General features: G+C 70.7%; 14 protein-coding genes. 5 read left to right on the top strand and 9 right to left on the bottom strand.

Annotation, left to right across the window (positions count from 1 at the left end; all coding sequences use genetic code 11):
* Positions 1-212 precede the first annotated feature (212 nt).
* The gene (locus ACYVLP_RS12040; protein WP_460627584.1) at positions 213-1,427 is read right to left on the bottom strand and encodes an alpha-L-fucosidase; all 1,215 of its coding nucleotides are present in this window, start codon (positions 1,425-1,427) and stop codon (positions 213-215) included.
* A gap of 189 nt (positions 1,428-1,616) precedes the next feature.
* Here ACYVLP_RS12040 and ACYVLP_RS12035 point away from each other — a divergent pair, with 189 nt between their 5' ends.
* Entirely contained in the window at positions 1,617-2,147 is a 531-nt protein-coding gene (locus tag ACYVLP_RS12035; protein WP_460627583.1) for a hypothetical protein, read from the top strand.
* 120 nt (positions 2,148-2,267) lie between these two features.
* On the opposite strand, the gene ACYVLP_RS12030 is transcribed toward ACYVLP_RS12035, so the two are convergent.
* The 3 genes from ACYVLP_RS12030 to ACYVLP_RS12020 form a co-directional block, all read right to left on the bottom strand.
* Positions 2,268-3,479 carry a DUF480 domain-containing protein gene (locus ACYVLP_RS12030; protein ID WP_460627582.1) on the bottom strand — a complete coding sequence of 404 codons (1,212 nt, stop codon included), beginning with the start codon at positions 3,477-3,479 and terminating at the stop codon, positions 2,268-2,270.
* Positions 3,480-3,545: 66 nt separating this feature from the next.
* Positions 3,546-4,022 (bottom strand): hypothetical protein, encoded by a 477-nt coding sequence (locus ACYVLP_RS12025; RefSeq protein WP_460627581.1) that lies wholly within the window; start codon positions 4,020-4,022, stop codon positions 3,546-3,548.
* Between the two features lie 125 nt (positions 4,023-4,147).
* Positions 4,148-4,498 (bottom strand): VOC family protein, encoded by a 351-nt coding sequence (locus ACYVLP_RS12020; RefSeq protein WP_460627580.1) that lies wholly within the window; start codon positions 4,496-4,498, stop codon positions 4,148-4,150.
* A gap of 167 nt (positions 4,499-4,665) precedes the next feature.
* Between ACYVLP_RS12020 and larC the strand changes: the two genes are divergently transcribed.
* A complete protein-coding gene (larC, locus tag ACYVLP_RS12015; RefSeq protein WP_460627579.1) occupies positions 4,666-5,961 on the top strand; it encodes a nickel pincer cofactor biosynthesis protein LarC in 1,296 nt (431 codons plus the stop codon).
* A 489-nt stretch (positions 5,962-6,450) separates the two neighbouring features.
* Here the strand turns inward: larC and larB are convergent, their stop codons facing one another.
* From larB to uidA, 4 genes are all read right to left on the bottom strand, one after another.
* Positions 6,451-7,158 carry a nickel pincer cofactor biosynthesis protein LarB gene (gene larB, locus ACYVLP_RS12010; protein WP_460627578.1) on the bottom strand — a complete coding sequence of 236 codons (708 nt, stop codon included), beginning with the start codon at positions 7,156-7,158 and terminating at the stop codon, positions 6,451-6,453.
* Positions 7,148-8,047, bottom strand: coding sequence for an ATP-dependent sacrificial sulfur transferase LarE (gene larE / locus ACYVLP_RS12005; protein ID WP_460627577.1), 900 nt, complete (start codon positions 8,045-8,047; stop codon positions 7,148-7,150). The genes larB and larE overlap by 11 nt, the downstream gene beginning before the upstream one ends.
* A gap of 10 nt (positions 8,048-8,057) precedes the next feature.
* Complete coding sequence (gene gndA, locus ACYVLP_RS12000; RefSeq protein ID WP_460627576.1) at positions 8,058-9,488, bottom strand: NADP-dependent phosphogluconate dehydrogenase; 1,431 nt, start codon at positions 9,486-9,488, stop codon at positions 8,058-8,060.
* Positions 9,489-9,564: 76 nt separating this feature from the next.
* Positions 9,565-11,346 carry a beta-glucuronidase gene (uidA, locus tag ACYVLP_RS11995; protein ID WP_460627575.1) on the bottom strand — a complete coding sequence of 594 codons (1,782 nt, stop codon included), beginning with the start codon at positions 11,344-11,346 and terminating at the stop codon, positions 9,565-9,567.
* A gap of 104 nt (positions 11,347-11,450) precedes the next feature.
* Here uidA and ACYVLP_RS11990 point away from each other — a divergent pair, with 104 nt between their 5' ends.
* Positions 11,451-12,521 (top strand): LacI family DNA-binding transcriptional regulator, encoded by a 1,071-nt coding sequence (locus ACYVLP_RS11990; protein WP_460627574.1) that lies wholly within the window; start codon positions 11,451-11,453, stop codon positions 12,519-12,521.
* Here the strand turns inward: ACYVLP_RS11990 and ACYVLP_RS11985 are convergent.
* Positions 12,425-13,747, bottom strand: coding sequence for a lactate racemase domain-containing protein (locus ACYVLP_RS11985; protein WP_460627573.1), 1,323 nt, complete (start codon positions 13,745-13,747; stop codon positions 12,425-12,427). The genes ACYVLP_RS11990 and ACYVLP_RS11985 overlap by 97 nt on opposite strands.
* 100 nt (positions 13,748-13,847) lie before the next feature.
* Here ACYVLP_RS11985 and uxaC point away from each other — a divergent pair, with 100 nt between their 5' ends.
* Positions 13,848-15,272, top strand: coding sequence for a glucuronate isomerase (gene uxaC, locus ACYVLP_RS11980; protein ID WP_460627572.1), 1,425 nt, complete (start codon positions 13,848-13,850; stop codon positions 15,270-15,272).
* A complete protein-coding gene (locus ACYVLP_RS11975; RefSeq protein ID WP_460627571.1) occupies positions 15,269-16,717 on the top strand; it encodes a mannitol dehydrogenase family protein in 1,449 nt (482 codons plus the stop codon). Before uxaC ends, ACYVLP_RS11975 begins: the two co-directional genes overlap by 4 nt.
* Positions 16,718-16,765: the final 48 nt, after the last annotated feature.

Below are 16,765 nucleotides of genomic sequence, written 5' to 3'. Positions count from 1 at the left end.
GACGCTCCGCGACAATCCGCCACCGGACCGACCCCGCTCAGCCGGTATGGACTCCGACCGCAACACACCCGGTTATCGCAACTCCTGCCGGTTGTAACCGTGTTCAGCTTGCGACTGCTCGGTGTGTTGCCGGCCTATGCCGGCCACCCGGCATACGGCGCGGTCGTGTCGGTCGGGTCGTGTCAGGTCGTGTGGGTCGTGTCATGTCGTGTCTAGAGCATCGGCGGCGCTTCGTGGCCGGTGCGGTGGCCGTCGGCGCGTTCGAGCCGTCCACGGTGGTGCCGGACGACCAGCTCGCGCGCCGTCACGGCAGGGAAGGCGTGGACACGCCGCACCCCGACCGACTCTCCCCGGGCGACGACACGCTCGCCCAGCAGCACCTCGTGTCGGCCGATGAGCTGGCCGTCGACCAGGTCCTCTGCGAGGTCCAGGTGGTCAATCGTCGTCTCCCGCGCCCAGGTGAGGCGAGTTCCGCCCGGGAATGAGTGCGGGGTCGCCGGAAAGGGCGTGCCGAAGCGGCGTCGCAGCTCGGTCGAGGTCGCCAGCAGCCGCTCGCAGTCTGCCGCGTCGAGCTGTCCACGGCGGTCGGGAGGGACGTTGAGCAGCAGGCCCGCTCCCAGCCCGACGGAGCGGTACCAGATCGCCAGGAGGTGTTCGCCGCTCTTGAGGGTCGCGAGGTCGTCGGGCTGCCAGAACCAGTTGGCACGGATGGGCACGTCGCACTCCGGCGGCAGGTAGATCTCGTCCGTCAGGGCGTCCTCGTCCGTGGCGTAGATGCTGCGCGTCGTGGCCCGGGTGACATAGCTGCATGGGTCGCTTGCGAGACCGTCCTCGTTGCCGATCCAGCGGATGGTCGGGCGTCCGAGGTTGAAGACCATCGCCCCGGGCTGATGCCGATCCACGATGTCCATGAACCGGTCCCAGTCGTAGCTGCGCCCCTCTGAGCCGGCGCCGTCGAACCACAGCTCGACGAGATCGCCGTAACGCGTGCACAGCTCGGTCAGCTGGGTCGCGTAGAAGGCGTCGTATGCCGTCGGGTCGGCATAGCATGCCGCGTTTCGATCCCATGGGGACAGGTAGAGACCAGCCCCGAGCCCGGCCGCGCGGCAGGCCTCGGTGAAGTCGCGCACCACGTCCCCTCGCCCACCGCGCCAGGACGACGAGGCGACGGAGTATGCCGTGGTGGCCGTCGGCCACAGGCAGAAGCCGTCGTGGTGCTTGGCCGTCAGGACGGCATAGCGCGCTCCCGCCCTGGCCGCGGTCTCGACCCACTGGTGTGCGTCGTAGTCGGACGGCTGGAAGGTGTCCGGGTGGAGTGTCCCGTCGCTCCACTCGACGCCGTTGAACGTGTTGATCCCGAAATGGAAGAAGAGCCCGAAGCCGGCGCGTTGCCATGCGAGCTGGCCTGGGGTCGGTCGCGGCCTCATGACGCGACGCCCGGCATCACGCGGCCCCTGATGTTCCACTTTCCATGCCTCCCGCCGCTCGGATGCCTTTCACCGATCTTGCCCGCGTCCGGCCTCGACGCTGGGAGACTCGAGGTGGCGCCGGGCGGGCTCGCAACCGGCCAGCTCGCGTCAAGGCGCTCCTCAGGCACACTCCCGGGGAGGGGACAGATGGCCGAGAACAATCTTGCCAAGCCGACGGACATCGGCTTCACGACATTCCAGCACGCGTCTGGGACTTTCACCGCGTGCATCTGCTTGGCCGCGTGGCTCCCGTTCGCCGAGGAGCTCGGGCTGGCCAGGGGCCTCATCCAGCACAACCTCGACATCATCCAGCTGACCGGTGATGCGCAAGCGGCTGCGGGAACCCACCGCCGAGGTGGCGCCTTCGACGTGCGGCAGGACAGCGACGAGTGGGTCGAGCTCTTCCGCGAGATGGGAGCGCCGGCGTCCTGGCGGCGAAACAGCGGCGCGTTCGAACACAGCCCACATGCGCACGGGGTCCTCAATGGATGCCCGCACAACGGCCTCGTGGCCTATCAGCTCAAGGCGCAGGAGGAAGGCTTCAACGGACTCGGCCCGGAAGGCCACGGCGGTCCGGACCCGCACCCGGCGCCAACCGTCCGCCGGTCATGGATCGAGGGCATCACCTGGGCCCAGGAGCAGCTCGCCGGGCTCGCCCAGGGCGGTGGAGGGATGTAGCGGTGGAGGGATGTAGCGGTGGAGGGATGTAGCGATCGCCATTGTCGCTGAGCTCCCCGTCGACGGTCCGAGAGCTCCGCGCGACCGCGTGACAGAACACCGGTCGGGTATGCCGTTCGGCTAGGCCGGCCGGCGGCCGATGACGTACAGCCGCTGGGTCGTCTCACCACGGTCTGGGATGGGCCCACGGACGTACCACTCGACGTCGACGAGCCCGGCGCTCTCGGCTACACGGACCACGAATGCGGGCTCGTGCAGCACAAAGTCGAGCTGGACCTCGTGACCGAACCAGTCGTCGAGATGGCGGACGTCAGCGCCCGCATGCATGCCCAGCACCAGCCATCCATCCGGGGCCAGCGGGCGCACCAGGGCGCCGACCGCGTCCGGGAGCTCGGAAGGTGCCAGGTGGATGAGGGAGTACCAGCCCAGCACTGCCGCCCACCCGGCACTCGTTGCGGGGCGGATCAGGCGCCGAAGGTCGCCGATCTCGAAGCTCCGTCCGGGGAAACGCCGGCGCGCCTCGGCAACCATGACCGGCGAAAGGTCGATCCCCACGGCGTCGGCTCCACCGTCGCCCAGGTATGCCGTCACGTGTCCCGGGCCTGCGCCGACCTCCACCACGGGCCGCCCGTCCGCGTGGGCGATCACGCGGTCCAGCAACCAGCGCTCGAACGGCAGTCCACGCAGCTCGTCGACGAGCCGGTCGGCATACGTGGCGGCAACGGCGTCGTACGACGTCCGGACGCGCGCGTCGCGCGCGTCGGCGCCGTCGACCAGCACTGTCTCGCGGTCGACGGTGGCCGCCGGGGCGGCCTCGGCGTGGTCCGGGACCGGCCCGAGAAGATGGACCCAGCGCCGGTCCTTCTGCCCAGGTCGGCGGTCGAGCTCCTGCACGAGGGGTTCGGAACGGGCCGCCATCCTGCGAAGGGACTCCTCGACCTCGCCCCGGTCAGCGAAGGTGTGCAGCCGTTCGGTGCGGGTGCGCAGCTCACCGGGCGCTTGGGCGCCGCGCAGCAGGAGCACTGTGAGGATGGCTCGTTCGTCCGGCTCGAGTCCGAGCTGCTCGTCGAGGATCTGGTGGTACTTGAGCGTCCGGCGGCCCGTGTCGGACCACACGACGCGGACCAGCCCTCGCTCCCTGAGGTCGCGCGCCGTCCGCTCGACCGTCTCCTCGTCGAGGTCGACGACGGGCTCTCGGTTGCTGGTCTGGTTGCATGCGGCGCGCAGCGCGTTGGCGGTCAGGGGATACGAGGCCGGCACGGTGGCTTGCTTCTCCAGGAGACTGCCCAGGACGCGCTGGTCCGTGGGATCGAGAACAGGGAGCTCGCTCACCCCAACGACTCTAGGGCGATGTCCTCCACGGTCGGATGGGAAGTAGGGGTGGGCTGACGTGTGTGGCTAGATCGGCAGGTCTGAGTTGAGCGGATTGTGCTCGCGCGTCGCCGATTCCGACATCAGCAGCTGTTCGACGATGAGCAGGGTCTGCTCGTCCTCGGTGCTCATCCGTCGACCGAACGGTCCCCGCGCCCGCGCGAACGCCTGCCCGAGCTCGAGCAACGTCGACCGGGCCCGCTCGGCGTCATGCGGACCGGCCCGGTCGAGCAGCCCGACCACGGCGATGAGCCCCGACGCGGTCGGTCGGCCATCGAGGTAGAACTCATCGAGGAGCCATCTGCGATCTGACGCCATAGCCTCCAGGATCCGCCTGCTCAGACCCTCAGCTCTCAACGCGCAGTCGGACACGCAGTCCCAGAAGGCGTTCCGCTCGTCGTCGTCGAATCTCGTGCGGCCCACCAGAGCGCTGAGGATCCACACTCCACCCTGACGCACGGTGAGCCACTCCGACTCGGACCATTGTGTCTCATGCCCTGGCATATCGGTCCGCCTTCTCCCAGTCCGGCCGACGCGCCGGGCCGAACACAGGCCGAGACGTCACTGGCCACCGCCAGGCCGCTCCTTCCCACTATGCCACCGGGAAGCGCCATCCACGACGGCACACCTCAGAGCTGCTGGGCCAGGCCCACCACGTGACCCTGCGGGTCGGCAATGAGCGCGAACGACACTCCCGGGACGGTGACGGGCTCCTGCACAACGCGGCCGCCGAGCCGCGTCGTGTTCGTGATCGCATCGGACATGTCCTCGACGCCGACGAAGAACGTGACCAGGTCGCTGTCGCCCTGAAGTGGGCTGATCGCGGTGTACAGCGCACCAGGGACACCGGTCTCGACGAAGGTGTAGCCGGGAAAGGCTCCTTCGGTGGGGTAGGTCCAGCCGAAGAGCTCACCGAAGAACGCTCGGGTTGCGTCTGGGTCGCTGGAGCGGATCTCGGCGTGCACGATGGGGTGACTCATGATGACCTCCTTGGTTCGCGGGCCACCGGATCGTGAGCTCGCAACACCTTGACGAACAAGCGCCTCCAAAATCGACATGCGTCGGGTTCAGGGCGCGGCGCGGCGGACCGCGAGGCAGCCGAGCCCAGCGCAGGCCACGGCGTGAGCGAGCCGCGTAGGCTTCCCGTATGCCGCAGGAGCCGACCCGCCGCGCGCCTGCAGGCGCCCGCGTCCTCTGGGTCGATGCCTCGGCGGGAGTCGCGGGGGACATGCTCCTCGGCGCACTCGTCGATGCTGGCGTGCCGCTCGAGGTGGTCGTCGCGGCTGTCGAGGCCGTCCTGCCCGATACCGTTGAGATCACTGCCGGCTCGGTCCTTCGGGCCGGCCTCCGTGCGACGAAGGTCGACGTCACGCTGCGGGACTCAGATCGCCGCCACCTGCATCATCACGGGCGCTGGGCGGAGATCAGGGCGCGCCTCGAAGTCTCCGACCTACGGGCCCGCGTCCGCGACCGCGCCATCCGGGTGTTCACGGCGCTGGCGCAGGTCGAGGCACGTGCGCACGGTGTGGCCGAGGACGACGTCCACTTCCACGAGGTCGGCGCGTGGGACTCGATCGGCGACGTGGTGGGGGTCTGTGCGGCAGTCGACCACATGGACATCGACGACATCGTCGTCAGCCGAATCGCCTTGGGATCAGGGACAGTCGGCGCGGCGCACGGCATACTTCCTGTCCCCGTCCCTGCCGTCCTGAGCTTGGCGGCGGGCTGGGAGGTCGCCGCCGTGGGGGACGGCGAGCTGGCGACGCCGACGGGGATGGCGCTCGTGACCAGCCTCGCCGGGAGCCAGGGCCCGCTTCCTGCGCTGCGGGTCGAGGCGGTCGGCGTCGGTGCCGGCACCAAGGACGTGCCCGAGAGGGCCAACGTCGTGCGCGTGGTCGTGGGCGCGCGGGCCGATGCGCTGGGATCGCCGAGCGCGCAGACCTCGGCCGGCGAGGAGCAGGACGGCGACGACCTGCTCGAGGAGGCTCTCGTCGTCATCGAGTCGAACGTCGACGACCTCGACCCGCGCGTCTGGCCCTCGGTCGTCGACGTTCTCATCGACGCCGGGGCGGCCGATGTGTGGCTCACCCCCATAGTCATGAAGAAGGGCCGACCCGCCCACACGCTCAGCGTCCTCGCGCGACCCGAGGACATGCCTGCCCTGCGTGACCTCATGTTTGAGCACACGAGCACCATCGGCGTCCGTGAGCTGGCCGTATGCCGCTGGGCCCTGCCCCGCTCATGGGTGACGGTCTCCGTCGGCGGCCAGGACGTCCGCGTCAAGGTGGCGCACCGCAGCGGTCGGATCGTCCACGTCACACCGGAGTTCCGTGATGTCGAGGCCGCGGCGTCGGCGACCGGACGACCGGTGCGGGAAGTGCTGGAGGGCGCGATTGCGGCGGCCGCGGCCGCCGGCCTCGAGCCGGGAGCGCCCACGCCCTGAGGCCCGTTCCCGGCCAGCGTGGCTGGTGGGACGGGGCGCCCACTCGACGCAAGGGGGCGCGGCCCCGGCGGCACAGACCGCCAGCCCGTCAAGCCCGGAGACCCCGGTCGAGTGGGCGCCTGTTCCCACCGGTAGCAGGCGGGTGGGGTCCGTTGCGCTGTGACGCGTGGGACGGGGCGCCCACTCGACGGCAAGGGGGCGCGGCCCCGGCGGCACAGACCGCCTGCCCGTCAACCCCGGAGACCCCGGTCGAGTGGGCGCCTGTTCCCACCGGTAGCAGGCGGGTGGGGTCCGTTGCGCTGTGACGCGTGGGACGGGGCGCCCACTCGACGGCAAGAGGGGCGCGGCCCCGGCGGCACAGACCGCCTGCCCGTCAACCCCGGAGACCCCGGTCGAGTGGGCGCGCGTTCCCACCGGTAACAGGCGGGTGGGGCCGTTGCGCTGTGACGCGTGGGACGGGGCGCTCACTCGACGGCACGGGGCGCGCGCTCAGCGGCGCGCTTGGTCGCGGGGGGCCGCGATCTGCGCCGCGAGATGCCCGCCGCCGTACCCGTTGTCGATGTTGACCACACCGACGCCCGGTGCGCACGCATTGAGCATCGTCAGCAGCGGGGCGATCCCGCCGAAGGCCGCGCCGTAGCCGACGGACGTGGGAACCGCGACGACCGGGGCGCTCGCGAGACCGGCGACGACGCTCGCGAGAGCACCGTCCATGCCAGCCACGACGACGAGGGCCCCGGCCCGGTCGATCAGCTCACGCCGCGCCAGGACGCGGTGGATCCCGGCGACGCCGATGTCGACGACGAGCTCGACAGGGCGCCCGAGGTGGCGCGCCGTGAGCATGGCCTCCCGGGCGACCGGTAGGTCCGACGTCCCGGCACAGAGGACGACCACGAGCTCGCCTGTGGGAGAAGGCGGTTCGGCAGGCCAGACAACCAGTCTCGCAGTCTCGTCGTAGGCGGCCTCGGCGAAAACCTCGACGACCGCAGCCGCGTGCTCGGCGGACGCGCGGGTGAAAAGCACTGTCCCCGAAGTCTCGCCGGCCGCGTGCGCGGCTCGAAGGCGTCGCGCGATGGCCCGCACCTGATCGGCCGTCTTGCCCTCGCAATAGACAGCCTCTGGATAGCCCCGTCGAGCGCCGCGCTCGAGGTCCAGCTCGGCGACCCCGTCGAGTTGGGTGCCCGGCTCATCGGCCATGGGTCGTCCCGACCAGCGGGAGCGTGAAGGCGCCGGACTGCACGCCGGCGAGGTCGAGGGCGACGAAGCGGAAGCCGGCCGCCTTGACGTCCGCGACCAGTCGTCCGCGAACTTCGGGCGACACCGCGCGGGGCAGGTCGTCCGGGTCCAGCTCGACCCGGGCCACGTCGCCGTGGTGCCGGACCCTGCTGTCCGCGAACCCCAGCCCGCGCAGCGCGTGCTCGGCCGCCTCGACCTGCGCAAGCCGCACAGGATCGACCTCGGTGAAGTGCGGGATCCGCGACGCGAGGCAGGGCGCGGCCGGCTTGTCGGCGTTGGGCAGCCCGAGGGCGCGGGCGAGCGAGCGCACGTCACTCTTGGTGAGGCCCGCGTCGGCGAGCGGTCGAAGCACCGCGTGGTTCGTCGCAGCCCGTGAGCCCGGCCGGTCCGGCCGTCGCGCGTCGTCGGCGTTTTCGCCGTAGGCGAGGACGGACAGATCGTGCCGCTCGGCGACCTCGTCCGAGATCCGGGTGAAGAGCTCGTCCTTGCAGTGGAAGCAGCGGTCGGGGCCGTTGCGGCGGTATGCCGGGTTGTCCCCTTCGTGGGTCGCCACCTCCACGAGCGGGACGCCGAGGTGGGCAGCCACGTCGTGCGCCCCGCGCCGTTCGTCGGCCGCCAGGCTCGGGGAGACCCCGAGCACGGCGACGACCCGGCTGGCGCCGAGAGCCCGGAGCGCGAGCGCGAGCAGGAGGCTCGAGTCGACGCCACCGGAGAAGGCGACGCCGAGCCGCTCGGCCGAGCCGGGCGGCATACGGCGACGGATGGAGTCGGTCACCTGCTCGGCGAGCGAGCCCAGAGGTTCGGGCAGGTCGGCACTGACACTCTGGGGCCCACGCGCGGGAGTGGTCATCTCCCCATCCTTACGCCTCGACCTCGCTTCGGTCACCCGACCACAGCGTGTGGAAGGCACCGGGGCGGTCGACGCGGCCGTAGGTGTGCGCGCCGAAGTTGTCGCGCAGACCTTGGACGAGGGCGGCGGGCAGCCGCGCGGCTCGCACGGTGTCGTAGTAGCCGAGCGCGCTGGAGAATCCGGGCACCGGCACGCCCGCCGCCGTCGCGAGCCCGATGACGCGGCGCCAGGCGTCCTGACGGCCTGCCAGGCCCGCGGCGATGCTCGGTGCGACGAGGAGCGTGCGGAGACCACCGGCGGCGTACTCGTCGCTGATCTGCGCGAGCAGGCGAGCCCGGATGATGCAGCCGCCGCGCCAGATGCGAGCGACCGTGGCGATGTCGACGCCCCAGTCGTACTCCTCGCTCGCTTTGCGGATCTGCTCGAGCCCCTGGGCGTACGCGACGACCTTCGAGGACCACAGTGCGTCGCGGACGTCGTCGACCAGCCGCTGCCGATCTGTCACGGGGACAAGGCGATCCGGCCCGGTGAGCACCCCGCGAGCAGCGTCGCGCACGGCCGTGTCACCGGACGCCGACCGTGCGAAGACCGACTCCGCGATCACCGAGACGGGCACGCCGAGCTCCAGGGCGGTCTGGACGGTCCAGCGCCCGGTGCCCTTCTGCTCGGCGGCGTCGACGATGACCTCGACGAGGGGTCGTCCGGTGGCCGCGTCGACCTGGGAGAGCACGTCCGCGGTGATCTCGACGAGGAAGGAGTCGAGCTCGCCGGTGTTCCACTCGCGGAACACGTCGGCGACCTCGGCTGCCGTGAGACCGGCGGCCGACAGCACGTCGTAGGCCTCGGCGATGAACTGCATGTCGGCGTACTCGATGCCGTTGTGCACCATCTTGACGAAGTGCCCCGCACCGTCCGGCCCCATCCAGGCGCAACAGGGCTCGCCGTCGACCTGCGCGGCGATCGACTCGAGGATCGGCCCCAGCGCGGCATACGACTCCTTCGAGCCGCCCGGCATGATGGAGGGCCCCTCGAGCGCCCCGACCTCCCCACCGGAGATGCCGGTGCCTACGAAGTGCAGGCCGTGCTCACGCAGCGCGGCCTCGCGGCGCCGGGTGTCCTCGAAGTGCGCGTTGCCACCGTCGACGACGATGTCGCCCTCCTCGAGCAGCGGGACGAGCTCGTCGATCACGGCGTCGGTCGGACCGCCGGCCTTGACCATGATGATGATCCGCCGGGGGCGCGCGAGCGAGGCGACGAAGTCCTTGGTCGCCTCCGACGGCAGGAACGTGCCTTCCGAGCCGTGCTGCTCGACGAGCACGCGGGTCCGCTCGGGCGAGCGGTTGTGCAGCGCGACGGCGTGGCCATGACGGGCGAGATTGCGGGCCAGGTTGCTGCCCATGACGGCGAGGCCGGTTACTCCGATGTCGGCAAGATTGCTCACGATGGGCTCCTTTGGAGGAGAAGGACTTTGACGGTGTGCCGGTTGGATGAAGTATGCCGTGTCGCTGCGGGGGCCGTCAGGCGTCCTTACGCCAGCGGCGGCGGAGCGCGAAGGCGGCGGCCTTAGGCCGTCGGTCGCGGGTGAAGACGCCCTTCTTGTTGCCGTCCACCCGCATGATCCCGGAGGTTGTCGCGAAGTCGGCGAAGTTCCAGACCTGCTCGCCCACGACGGCATCGCAGGCGTCGAAGACCCGGTGGTTCATCTCGAGGTAGCCGACCTGGTACTCCTCGCTCCACGGCTGCGGCGTCAGCGAGTGGTTGCCGGCCAGCGTGTCGGCGCCGTACTCGGTGATGATGATCGGCTTGCCCTCGGAGGCCCAGCCCGCGAGCTCGGCCGTCCACGCGAGCTCGGCGCCGGTGAGGTCGCCGGTGTTGACGTACCACCCGTAGTAGCGGTTGAGCATGAGGACGTCCGCGAACTGCGAGACGCGGCAGGTCCCGTGGGGCGAGAGCATGACGTTGACGAAACCGACCGGCCTCGTCGGGTCGGCCTGACGCGCGACATCGAACAACGGGCGGAAGTAGTCCTCGGCGCCCTGCGTGTCGGACTCCGGCTCGTTCGCGATCGACCATACGACGACACTGGGGTGGTTCTTGTCCCGGGCGACCAGCTCTCGGATCGCTTGGGCGTGCACCTCGCGGGTGGTGTCGTTGACAGTCTCCGGCGAGAAGGTCTGGTAGCCCTGCCCGCCGAAGATCCCGCCGCCGAGACCCATGTTGAGCCCGACCGCAGCCGTCTCGTCGATGACGACGATGCCGTGGCGGTCGGCGTAGTCCAGGACGTCCTCGGAGTAGGGGTAGTGCGACGTGCGGAACGAGTTGGCACCGATCCACTCGAGCAGCTCGAAGTCCTGGACGAGGTGGGCGGGGCTGTGCGCCTTGCCGATGGTCGCGTGGTCCTCGTGCATGCCGAATCCCTTGAAGTAGAAGGGGTCTCCGTTGATGAGGAACTCCGCGCCGCGGACCTCGACGGTGCGGATCCCGACGGGCTGGTGGTAGCTGTCGACGATAACGCCCGCAGCGTCGACGAGGCGGACCTCGAGGTCGTAGAGGTAGCCGTGGCCCGGCGCCCACAGGTGGACGTCAGGGACACTGAGAGACCCGGTCGAGCCGCGTCCGGAGGCCACCTCACGTCCGAGGGCGTCGACGAGCGCGACGGAGACCTCGAGCCCGTCGGCTTCCGCAGCCTCGACGCGGTAGTCGACGGAACCGGTTGTCCCCTCGAAGCCGGTGACGACCGTGACGTCCTCGATCCGGGCCGAAGGGGTGGCGACGAGCCACACCGAGCGGTGGATGCCGGCGAAGTTGAAGAAGTCGTGCCAGTAGCGCTGCGCCGGTCCAGACGGGGTCTGCTCGATCACCCCTGGCGGGATGGACTGGAAGCTCAGCGTGTTGTTGACGAGCGCCGTGATGCGGACCGGCTGCCCGGGCGCGACGAACTCCGTGATGTCGGCCTCGAACGGTGTGTAACCGCCCTCGTGGCTCGCCACCTCGTGGTCGTCGACCCACACGATCGCGCGGTGGGTGGCCGACTCGAGGTGGAGCACGACACGCTGGCCGGCCCAGCCACGCGGCACGTGCACCGTGCGCTGGTACCAGATGTCGCCGACGAAGTCCCTGACCGCGGCGTCGGCGGTGAGGTCGTTGAAGCTGGCCGGGACGGCCATGTCGCGCGGCGAGGGGAGGGCTCCGCGGTACCAGCCGGCCTCGCGGCCCTCCGCGCCGACGTCGAGCCGGAAGGCCCAGATGCCGTCGAGGCGCTTGGTCTCTCGGGTGGTCGTGTCCTGGGGGCGCAGCATCGGAGGCCTTTCGTGAAGCGGTCGGGGTTCTTTCCATTGAGTCACCCATCCGCGCACGGGGGCGAGCGATTGCCACCAGTTGCCATGGTTCCTAGATTGGCGAGATGGACCGTCGTCCCACGATCTACGACGTGGCGCAGGCTGCCGGGGTGGCGGCCTCGACGGTGTCACGGGCTTTCGCGAGGCCGGGCCGGGTCAACGCGGAGACGGCGGCCCGGATCTTCGAGGCAGCCGAGGCGCTGGGCTACCGCTCCGGCGCACTCCCGGGGTTGGTCACCTCGCGGACCAGGTCGCTGGCCCTGGTCGTCACCGACATCACGAACCCCTTCTACGCCGACATCATCCGCGGTGCGCACGAGGCGGCCGGGGAGCTCGGCTACACGGTCCTTCTCTCCCACACGCAGGAGGACGCACAGCTCGAGCGCGAGTGGACCGAGCGCGAGCTCCGCGCGGTCGAGGGGGTCCTGCTCGCGAGCTCGCGCATGTCCGACCAGGCGATCCGGATGATGGCCAAGCAGAAGCCCGTCGTCGTGCTCAACCGCCGCCTGCCCGAGGTGCCGAGCATCCTCGTCGACAACGCCCGAGGTGTGCGCCGCGCCGTCGAGCATCTGACAGAGCTCGGCCATGACTCCATCACGTACGTCGCCGGGCCGGAGGCGAGCTGGACGGACGGGACGCGCTGGCAGGCGCTGCGCGAGGCGGCATACGAGCTCGACATCCGGCTGCGGCGGGTCGGACCGTCCAACACCCCGACTGTCCAGGCCGGCTTCGGCAAGGCCCGCGAGGTCGCAGAACAGGGCGCCACCGCCGTCATCGCCTACAACGACGTCATCGCCATCGGCGTCCTCAAGGGGCTGCTCCGGCTGGGGGTCGCGGTGCCCGGCGAGGTCAGCATCGTCGGGTTCGACAACACGCTTCTCGCCGAGATCACCGAGCCGGAGCTCACCACGGTCGCGGCACCCCTGCACGCGATGGGCACGACCGGCGTGCGGAACCTCGTCGCCATGGTCGGTGGCGCCGTGCCGAGCCGGGAGCCGATCGTCATGCCGGTCCGGCTGGTCGTGCGCCGCTCGACCGGTCAGCGGAGCCGGAAGAGGACCTCGCCCGCGTCGGGCACGACGAACGACCCGGCCTCGGCCTCGGCAGCGACGTCGATCGAGTCCGGGTCGACGTAACCAAGGTTTGCGGCACGGCACACGTCCTCGGGGATCCGCGTCGCCAGCGTCACCCTGACCCGCATCCGCTCCTCGCCCGTCTCGGCGTCGTACGTGCCGGCGCCCCCGAGGTGGGTCGAGTGCGCGAGCGTTCCCCAGTGGATGTGCTTGAAGCGGTCCCACTGCTTCACGAAGTAGTCACGGCAGTGGTAGCCGATCTCGTTGATCTCCGGGTGGCTCGTCGAGATCTCGGTGATGTGCGGGGCGTAGAGGATGACCTCGCCGCCGTCTGCGACCGCGGGCTCGAGCTTGTAGAAGCCCTTCGCGCCCGTCCAGATGTCCTCGTACATCGCCGGGATGATCGAGATCACTCGGCGGACCGGCTCGTCGAGGTAGTGGACGTGGGTCGCGGCGCACACCCGGGCCGCGCTGGCCCACGAGGCGACGGTGTCCCCGAACGAGATCGAGTGCAGGTCGAGCGAGCCGCTGGCACCGACGACGCAGAAGGCGAGCTTCTCCGCCGGCACGAGAGCGGCGCCCTCGTTGATGAGGGCCCGCACCGGGGTCACGGCAGTGGTACCGATGATCTCGGCTGACGTGATGAGCGCGCCGATCCAGTGCGAGACGTCGATGATCTCCTGCCCGGCGACGCCGGGGAAGAAGTACTTGTTCCCGCCCGAGATGCCCACGACCTCGTGCGGCAGCACCGGCCCGACGACAAGCGCGACGTCGTGCTCGACGACAGCGCGGTTCAGCAGCACGCGGACGTCCTGGCTCAGGCGCCCCTCGGACAGCTCGGCCAGGCGCGCGGCCGGGATCGTGCCGAGGTCGGCGAACGTCTCGGGCTTCCACCACTCGTGGTTGACCACGGTCATGCCGGGGTAGGTCTCCTCGAGCCGCCCCGGCTCGTAGCCGAGGTGCTTCCCGAGGGCCTCCTCGCTCATCGGCTGGTGCGTACCGAGCGCGACCAGGGTCGTCAGGCGGCTGACCCTGCCGTGCAGGGCCTCGTGGACGGCGCCGACGAGGAGCGGCATCGGGCAGGTGCGGGTGCCGTCGGGCACGAGGATGCACACGCTCTTGCCATCGACATCGGTTGCCGCGAGCTGCGTCGCGATGAAGCCGCGTACCTGCTCCGAGGTCAGGACGCCGTGCTCGTCGCCGAGCCGCGCCGCTCGCCGGGCCGACTGCTCGGGCGCCTCATCGAGCGCCGGCGCCGTCGTCGGCCCGGTCTGCTGGGTCGTGGTCATGCGCCCCACTGTCCGCCCAGCCCTGCGACGTGACAAGGCGCCCGGGCAACTCGTGGCAACACGTGGCGTCTCAGAGGCGTGCCGGTCGACCATGGAGCGCATGACGACCGTCGCAGCAGCCCCACCCCTCGTCCTCGACCCGGACCGGCTCTTCCCCGCCGACCCCGCGACTCGTGCCATCGCGCGCCGGCTGTATGCGGTCGTGCGGGACCTGCCGATCGTCTCCCCGCACGGGCACGTGCCGGCCGAGTGGCTCGCCGACGACCTGCGCTTCCACGACCCGACCTCGCTGCTGGTGTCGCCCGACCACTATGTCTTCCGGCTGCTGCACGCTCAGGGCGTCTCGCTCGAGGATCTCGGCGTCGGCAGCCCCCTCGACGAGGCCGGCTCACGCCGGGCCTGGCGGCTGCTCGGCGAGCACTGGGCTGCCTTCCGCGGCACGCCCAGCCGTTTCTGGATGGAGGCGGTGCTCGGTGACGTCTTCGGCGTGACCCAGCGGCTGACGGCCGAGACGGCCGACCAGATCTACGACGCGATCGCCGAACGCCTTGCCGCCCCGGAGCTCCGCCCACGTGCTTTGATGCGTCGCTTCGGCATCGACGTCCTCGCCACGACGGACGACCCCGCGGACGACCTGCACCACCACCGTCGCCTCCTGGACGACCCGAGCTTCGGCCACCGGGTCGTGCCCACCTTCCGGCCGGACCGGTACCTCGAGCCGGCCCGCCCCGACTTCCCCGGCGTGATGACCGACCTGGCCCGGGCGAGCGGCATCGACACCGGGTCGTATGCCGGGTACCTCGCCGCGCTCGAGGACCGGCGCCGCTTCTTCATCGAGCAGGGCGGGGTGTCGGCAGACCACAGCCACGCCGACGCCGTGACTCTCGAGCTCGCCGCCTCGGATGCGGCCGCCATCTACGACCGGGCCTTGCGCGGCGTCGCCAGCCCGCGGGAGGCGACCGCGTTCCGCCGGCACATGCTGCTCGAGATGGCGCGCATGTCGGTCGAGGACGGCCTTGTCATGACGCTTCACCCGGGCGTGCACCGCGACCACCATGGCCCGACCGCGCGCCGTCTCGGCTCCGACACGGGCCACGACATCCCGGTCGCTGCCGAGTTCACGCGAGGCCTGCAGCCCCTCCTCGACCGCTACGGGACCGAGCCGGGCTTTCATCTCGTCCTCTTCACCCTCGACGAGACCGTCTTCTCGCGGGAGCTGGCGCCGCTGGCCGGCTTCTACCCGAGCGTCTTCGTCGGCGCCCCGTGGTGGTTCCTCGACGCTCCGGAGGCGGTGCGCCGGTTCCGTGGTGCCGTCACCGAGACGGCGGGCTTCTACCGGACGTCGGGGTTCATCGACGACACCAGGGCGTTCCTGTCCATCCCGGCACGGCACGACATGTCGCGACGGCTCGACGCGGCATACCTCGCGCAGCTCGTCGTCGAGCACCGGCTGGAGGAGGACGAGGCGGCCGAGACTGCGGTCGACCTGGTGACGAGCATCCCGCGGAAGGCGTTCAAGCTGTGACCGGCTCCACGAGCTCCGAGGCGTCGTATGCCGCGGCACCCGAGCGCGGCGAACCCGCGCTGTCCGCTGGGGCCCCTCACGCGCTGAGCCGCTCGGTCGCCGGGCGCCCGGCGGCGCCGGTGCGCCAGGTGCACCTCGGGGTCGGCAACTTCTTCCGCGCGCACGCGGCCTGGTACACGGAGCATGCCTCGGACGCGGGGGAGTGGGGGATCGCTGCCTTCACCGGCCGGTCCGCCGACGTTGCCGACGCGCTCTCTGCCCAGGACGGGCTCTACACGCTGCTCGTCAAGGGGCCGCAGGGGACCCGTGCCGAAGTCGTGTCCAGCCTGAGTGCGGTCCACCCCGGTGCCGATCTGGCGGAGCTGCGCGCCTACTTCGCCGACCCGCTGGTCAGCGTGGTCACGTTGACGGTCACGGAGGCAGGCTACCGTCGCCGAGCCGACGGGTCCCTGGACGTCGACTCGACGGATGTGGCCACGGATATCGCTGCGCTGCAGGCAGATCCAGTCAACGGCGTGGTCACGACCACACCCGGTCGGCTCGTCGCAGGGCTGCTCGCGCGACGTGCGGCACTCGCGGGCGCCATCGCGGTCGTGCCCAACGACAACGTGCCCGAGAACGGCGCCATGGTCTCACGGATCGTGAGCGACCTTGCGGCCCAGGTCGACCCGTCCGTCGCGGCGTGGATCGACGAGCACGTGTCCTTCGTGACGACGATGGTCGACCGCATCACGCCGCGGACGACCGCGTCCGACCGACAGGAGGCCGCGGCGCAGACCGGCCACAACGACGCGGCTCCGGTGCCGACCGAGCCATTCTCCGAGTGGGTGCTGGCGGGTGACTTCCCGGCCGGCCGACCGCGCTGGGAGGATGCTGGCGCGAGGTTCGTCGACGACGTGCGGCCCTTCGAGCAGCGAAAACTGTGGCTGCTCAACGGCTCCCATTCGCTCATGGCCTACGCGGGGTCAGTGTTGGGGCACGAGACCGTCGCTGACGCGATCGACGACCCCACGGTGCGGTCGTGGGTCGAGCAATGGTGGGACGCAGCGACACCGCATCTGGAGCTGCCGGCCCACGAGATCATCGACTACCGATCGGCGCTTCTCGACCGCTTCCGCAACAAGAGCATTCGCCACCTGCTCGCCCAGATAGCCGCCGACGGCTCGCAGAAGGTCAGGATCCGCGCCGTCCCGGTCATCCGAGCCGAGCTCGCCGCCGGCCGGTCGGCCTCAGGCGCCACGCGGCTCGTCGCCGCGTGGGTCGCACACCTGCGCGGACACGGGGCACCGGTGACCGACGCGCTGGCTGAAGAGGTCCGGGCACTGGCCGGAGGGTCGGTCGACGAGGCTGTTACTACTGTCCTCGGTTGGCTCGGCATCGACCCGTCGCTCGCGACCGTGGTGGCCGGCCAGGTCGAGGACATCGAGCGCCGGGCAGCACTGTGACACAGCCGGATTCCGTCGTCGCCGGCGGATCACCGGCAACAAGCGGCA

This window comes from Intrasporangium mesophilum (genome assembly GCF_054783095.1).
Note: the sequence above shows the minus strand (reverse complement) of the source record. Positions and strands in the feature narration are given on the sequence as shown.